We start from the raw sequence: 5992 nt of genomic DNA, 5'->3' as shown, positions 1-5992 counted from the left end.
GCGCGTCGCCGCGGTCCCGCGCCGGGGCCGGCCGTCGCGGCGACCACCGGCCCCGGCGACCGTCTCACCGGCCGCCCGCGCCGCGGAACGCGCTCCCGTCGGCCGGCCGGGTCCGAACGCCGGGCCGGCCGACGGGGACGTCACAGGCGCTCGCGGAGCTCCCGCTTGAGGACCTTGCCCGCGGCCGACACCGGGATCTCGTCGACGAAGATCACCTCGCGCAGCTTCTTGTAGTGGACGACCTTGGCGTTGACGTACTCCATCAGCTCCTCGGCGGTGACCTCGCCGGAGGCGACCACGAACGCGGTGGGCAGCTCGCCGGCCTTGGGGTCGGGACGGCCCACCACGGCCGCGTTGGCGACCTTGGGATGGGTGAAGAGGATCTCCTCCAGCTCGCGCGGGTAGACGTTGTACCCGTTGTAGATGAGCATGTCCTTCTTGCGGTCGACGATGGACAGGAAGCCGTCCTCGTCGAAGACCCCGATGTCGCCGGTGCGCAGCCAGCCGTCCTCGCTGAGCACCGCGGCGGTCTCCTCCGGGCGGTTCAGGTAGCCGACCATGACCTGCGGGCCCTTGGCGCAGACCTCGCCCTCCTGCCCGGGCGGCAGGCCGGGGGTGGAGTCGTCGACCTTCTCGGCGTCCGCCGGCACCAGCTTGACCTGGGTGTCGAAGACCGGAACGCCGACGGTGCCCGCCTTGCGCTCTCCGGAGCGGTGCGGGGGGTTGGCGGTGACGCCCATGGTGACCTCGGTCAGGCCGTAGGCCTCGACCAGGGTGGCGTCGGGGAACTTCTCGCGGAGCTTGTTGATCATCTCCACCGGCAGCGGCGCGGCGCCGGAGGAGATGCCCCGCACCGACGACAGGTCCCGCGACTCGAACGACGGGTCGGCCATGAGCGCCGAGAACAGCGCGGGGGCGCCGCCGAGGGTGGTGGCGCGGAACCTCTCCATGTCGGCCAGGAACGCCGAGGCGTCCAGCCGCGGGTGGACCACCACGGTGGAGCCGTTGAGCATCGGTATGTTCAGGTAGCCGATGGTGCCCATGGCGTGGAACCAGGGCGCCACGTTGACCAGCACGCCGGTGCCCAGCCGGACCGGGTACTCCTCCTCCGAGCCGACCTGCTCCAGCGTCAGCCCGCCCGCGTCGTCCGGCTTCGGCAGCGCCCCGGCGCCCCAGCAGGCGTACTGCAGCGAGCAGACCACCACGTTGCGGTGCGGGATCATCACTCCCTTGGAGCGGCCGGTGGTGCCGCCGGTGTAGGCGATGTGGGCCAGGTCGGCGCGGGGGTCGATGTCCACCTCGGGGAGGGTGTCCGGCTGGCCCTCGCCGACCGCGGCGAAGTCGACCCCGCACTCGGCGAACGCGCCGTCGCACAATCCCTTCACGTCCGCCGGTCCCTCGCCGAGCGGAGCGATGATCACGGTGCGCACCTTGGTGCGGTTCAGGACCTGGGCGAGGGAGCCGGCCACGAAGTCCAGGGTCACCACCGCCGCCGCACCGCAGTCCTCGAGCTGGAAGGCCAGATCGTCGGGCGGCAGCAGCGGGTTGCACGGCGAGAAGACGGCCCCGGCCAGCAGGGTGCCGTAGTAGGCGATCGGGAACTGGATGATGTTCGGCAGGTGCAGGGCCACCACGTCGCCGCGGCCGATCCCCCGGGCGCGCAGGCCGTGCGCGAATCGCGCCGCCTGCCGGGCCACCTCGGCGAAGGACACGTCCCGCCCGGCGTAGTGGAACGCCGTCCGATCGCCCCAGCGGCGGGCGGCCCCGGCGAGGATCGCACCCACCGGAACGTCGGGGTAGTCCAGGGACCGCGGAAGGCCGGCCGGCCAGTGCGCGGGGTTGGCCACAGACGTCGCGCCCATCGTCGTCCTTTCACCAAGTGCCTGATCGTGACACCGTTCACAGCGGTAGGACCAATAGAATCGCGTTCGGTTGCTGCGGCGCAAGGGTCGATCATCCCCGGATCCCGCCGTTCCGGCGGGCGGATCCCCCGCAACGACGCCGGCGGTCAGCGCAGGCGCTCGATCACCGGCCCCAGCGCCTCCATGGAGGGGCCGTGCACGGTGATGTAGGAGAACCCGTACCGCTCACGCCGCTCCACCAGCTGCTCGGCGATCTGCTCATGCGTCCCGATCAGCAGGAACGGAGAGTCCAGCAGCTCATCGGCCGTCATCATGGGCAGCTTCTCGGCGCTGAACCGCTCGGCCGCACCGCGCCGGTCGTCGGTCACCACCACCGCCTGCACCAGCACGCTCGACTCGACCCGGTCGGCGCGCTCCCCCAGCAGGCCGCGGACGAACGCCACCCGCTCGTCGGTCTCGGCGGCGGTGGCGATCCGGAACGTGCCGGGCGGCCGGCCCGGGAGCTGCACCGCCCCGCCGTAGGCGATGATGTCGGCGTGCCGGGCCGCGACCCGCAGCACCCGCTCACCGGTGCCGCCGATCAGCAGCGGCGGGCCGGACCCGTCGAAGCCGGACCGCTGCACCGGCTTGGGCTCCGTCAGCCCGAACGCCTCGGCCTTGGCCTTCAGCTCCGCATACCCCGGACCGGCGAACAGCCGCCCCAGCTCCTCGACGGTCCGTTCCAGGCGTTCCGCACGGGCGCCGAACGGCTCCCACGGCAGGCCGGCGGCGTCGAACTCCCACTTCATGTGCCCCGCGCCCAGGCCCAGCTCCAGCCGGCCGCCGGTGAGCCGGTCGACGGTGACGACCTCGCGGGCCAGCAGGTGGGGGTTCCAGAAGCAGACGTTGAGGACCAGCGTGCCGACCCGCAGCCGCTCGGTCGCCTCGGCGGCGGCCACCAGCGCCGGGAACGGCGCGGGCCCGCCGAGGTGGTCGGGCATCAGGACGGTGTCGTAGCCGAGGCTCTCGGCCCTGCGGCAGCGCGCGACGAGTTCGTCGCGCTCGGGGACGTCGAGGAAGTTGAAGCCGAATCGGAAGTCGCGCATGCCGCCAGCCTCCCCGCCCCGCGGCGCGTTGTCAGCGGCCTTACGCCCACGGCGGATCCGCTCAGAGCACAGCGCGCCCCGCCCGGCCGGTCCGGGGACGGATCAGCCCCCCTCGGCCGTCTCCGGCGCCTCGTCGGGCCGCCCGGCGGGCTTCCGGACGGTCCGCGCCCCGGCCGCCCGGTCGCGTTCGGCCAGGGAGGCCAGGTGGGCGTTGTAGGCGGCCAGCTCGTCCTCCTCCCGCCGGGCGGCGGCCCGGTCGGCCCGGCGGTCCTGGCGGCGGGCGGTCCGCTGGTCGTCCAGGAACCACTGTCCGACCAGCGCCAGCAGCACGATGAACGTGGGGATCTCGCCGAAGCCCCAGGCGATGGCGCCGCCCGCGTGCTGGTCGGACAGGATCGAGCCGGCCCAGTCCGGATGCACCGACCGGTACCAGCCCTCGGCGATCGGCCTGCCCAGGTTCATCAGCGCGATCCCGAAGAAGGCGTGGAACGGCATGGTGGCCAGCAGCACCAGCAGCTTGGCGACGTGCGGGATCCGCCGGGGCTGAGGCCCGGAGCCGATCAGCACCCAGAAGAACAGCGCCCCGGCCGCCAGGAAGTGGATCTCCATCGCGATGTGCCCCGTGTGGTCGCGCATCGCGTTCTCGAACAGCGGGGTGAAGTACAGCGCGAACGTGGTCACCACGAAGATCGCGGCGGCCACCACCGGATGCGAGATCACCGCCACATAGCGGCTGTGCAGCAGGACCAACAGCCACTCGCGGGGGCCCCGGTCGCCGCGTCCGGGGGCGGGCTTGAGCGCCCGCAGCGCCAGCGTGATCGGGTCGCCCAGCACCAGGAAGATCGGCGTCAGCATGCTCAGCGTCATGTGCTGGACCATGTGCATGCTGAACAGCACCGGCGAGTACCGCGCCAGGCCGCTCTGGGTGACCAGCAGCATGGTCAGCAGGCCGATGCCCCAGGAGACGGTGCGCAGGACCGGCCAGCGGTCGCCGCGGCGGCGCAGCCGGATCACCCCGGCCGCGTACAGGACGCCGAGCACCGCCGCCGCGGCGGCGAAGAAGAAGTCGAGCTTCCACAGCGTCGCCACCCGGCCCAGGGTGATCTCCGGCGGCACCGGGAAGCCGAGCAGCACCTCCGCCGCGTCCTGGTCGGCGGGCGGCGGAGGGGGCGCGGTCCGCGACAGCGCCACCGCCAGTCCCATCACCGCGGCCATCACCGCGACCTCGACGGTGGCCAGCCGGGCGAACGCGCCGGGCCGCCGGTCGGCCAGGGCGGGCAGCGTGCGCTCGCGATGCCACCAGCCGAACCAGCCCAGCACCCCGAAGGCGATGATCTTGCCCAGGGCCAACCGGCCGTAGTCGCCGGTCACCAGCTGCATCGGGTCGGGCAGCCGGGCCGCCACGCTGGCCAGCCCGCTGATCCCGACCGCGATGTAGCACCACAGCGCCATCCGGCTGTAGCGGTCGGCCATGGTCTCCAGCCGGCCGCCGCCGCTCAGCGCATGCCGGCCGAGCATCGCCAGCCCGCCGACCCACAGGGCGACCGCGAGGACGTGCACGGCCAGGGCGGTGACCGCCACCGAATGGTTGCCGGCCGAGGCGGCGTGGCCGGTCAGCGGCGGCGGCAGCAGCGCGACCAGGGCCAGGGCGAGCAGCCCGAACGCCCCGCCGGGGGTGGCGGTGGTGCGCGCCAGCAGCGCCACCACCACCGACAGCAGGACCACCAGCACCAGCGCGGTGCCCTGCGGCAGGTCTCCCACGTAGGTGCTGAGCCGATTGCCGGTCAGCACCAGGTCGACCGGCTCGCCCAGCACGTCGGAGACGGTGAACACCATGACGGCCGCGGCGGCGGCCGACCAGAGGGCGGCCAGCCAGGAGGCGGCCCGCAGATAGGCGACGGCGTCCGCCGACAGCCGTCCCCGGCCGCCGGCGACCTCCAGCGGCAGCAGGAAGGTCGCGGCGAGCAGCGCCCCCACGGTCAGCGCGGCGGCGATGTCCATGACCACCCGGGAGACCGGCAGCCCCCAGCGGGTCGCCGTGCCCGCGTCGCCGAGCCCGGGCACGACCTCCTCGGCGGCGGCGCCGCCGAGGAGCATCGCCGCCACCAGCGCGACCGCGGCCGCCGCGGCGGCGATCGCGGCGGCGCGGACCACCCTGACCAGGCCCTCACTCACCGGACGACGACCCCCTGCGCAGGAACACGACCATGAAGCCGATGCCGACGCCCATCAGCAGGCCGCTGCCGATCACCACCCATCGGGCCGCGCCGGAGAGCTCCTTCCGCTCGGTCTCCTCCTGCGGGCCGTCGTCGGCGACGGAGCGCACGACGGCGGACCGCACGGAGGGGGCGGGATGCTCCCGGGCCGCGGCGGGACCGGCGAACACCGCCGCAAAGAGCAGCAGGACCGTGGTGAGGGCGCCCAGACGCCCGGCTGGATTGGTCATGGCGGCAATGACGATCTGTAGTGGGGACAGGGCGCCCTCTACCCTATTCGGCCCGCACGGCGCCCCCGTGCGTCACCACCGTGCGACGGCTCAGCAGTCGCAGTCGCAGCAGTCGCAGCAGTTGCAGTCGCATTCGTCGCAGTGCCGGGTGCACCAGCAGCGCTCGCTCCAGCGCTTCTTGTGGTACTTGCTCCAGCGGGGCTGGTAGAGCCCGCAGGTGCAGGCGGTGAGGGTGAAGGTGAAGCACGGGATCGGCGGGTCGGGCCGCCGCGAGGGGCCGTGCCCGCCCCCTCCGCAGCCGCAGTCGCAGCAGCAACCGCCGCCACCGCCGCCACCGGACCAGTCGCCCTGCTCGCGCGGGGGGACGAAACCGCCGGGCGCCGGGTGCGGGTGGCCGGCCTGCCGGTAGTGCGGGGGCTGGCCGTGGGGGCCGTGGGGCTGCTGACCGTAGGGTCCGTAGGGTCCCTGCGGGGGCGGTCCGTACGGTCCCTGCGGGCCCGGGCCGCCGGGCGGCGGATAGGCGGCGAAGGCCCGCTTCACCGAGCGCTCCACCTCCTTCTCCAGGAGGGCTTTGACCAGGCGGTCGTCCTCCAGATCCA

General features: G+C 73.7%; 4 protein-coding genes and 1 pseudogene. All 5 read right to left on the bottom strand.

Going from position 1 to position 5992, the window contains the following annotated elements:
* Positions 1-140: 140 nt before the first annotated feature.
* Positions 141-1862: a class I adenylate-forming enzyme family protein gene (locus tag EIO00_RS23680; RefSeq protein ID WP_140182608.1), complete on the bottom strand. Its 1722-nt coding sequence runs from the start codon at positions 1860-1862 to the stop codon at positions 141-143.
* Between the two features lie 146 nt (positions 1863-2008).
* Positions 2009-2947: an LLM class F420-dependent oxidoreductase gene (locus EIO00_RS23675; protein WP_140182606.1), complete on the bottom strand. Its 939-nt coding sequence runs from the start codon at positions 2945-2947 to the stop codon at positions 2009-2011.
* 102 nt (positions 2948-3049) lie between these two features.
* Positions 3050-5122 (bottom strand): bifunctional copper resistance protein CopD/cytochrome c oxidase assembly protein, encoded by a 2073-nt coding sequence (locus EIO00_RS23670; protein ID WP_140182604.1) that lies wholly within the window; start codon positions 5120-5122, stop codon positions 3050-3052.
* Positions 5115-5393, bottom strand: coding sequence for a hypothetical protein (locus EIO00_RS23665; protein WP_140182602.1), 279 nt, complete (start codon positions 5391-5393; stop codon positions 5115-5117). Before EIO00_RS23665 ends, EIO00_RS23670 begins: the two co-directional genes overlap by 8 nt.
* Before the next feature lie 90 nt (positions 5394-5483).
* A pseudogene (locus EIO00_RS24365) lies at positions 5484-5992 on the bottom strand (hypothetical protein); the annotation flags it as partial.

Source organism: Thermomonospora catenispora (assembly GCF_006363815.1).
GTDB classification, from domain to species: Bacteria; Actinomycetota; Actinomycetes; order Streptosporangiales; family Streptosporangiaceae; genus Thermomonospora; species Thermomonospora catenispora.
Note: the sequence above shows the minus strand (reverse complement) of the source record. Positions and strands in the feature narration are given on the sequence as shown.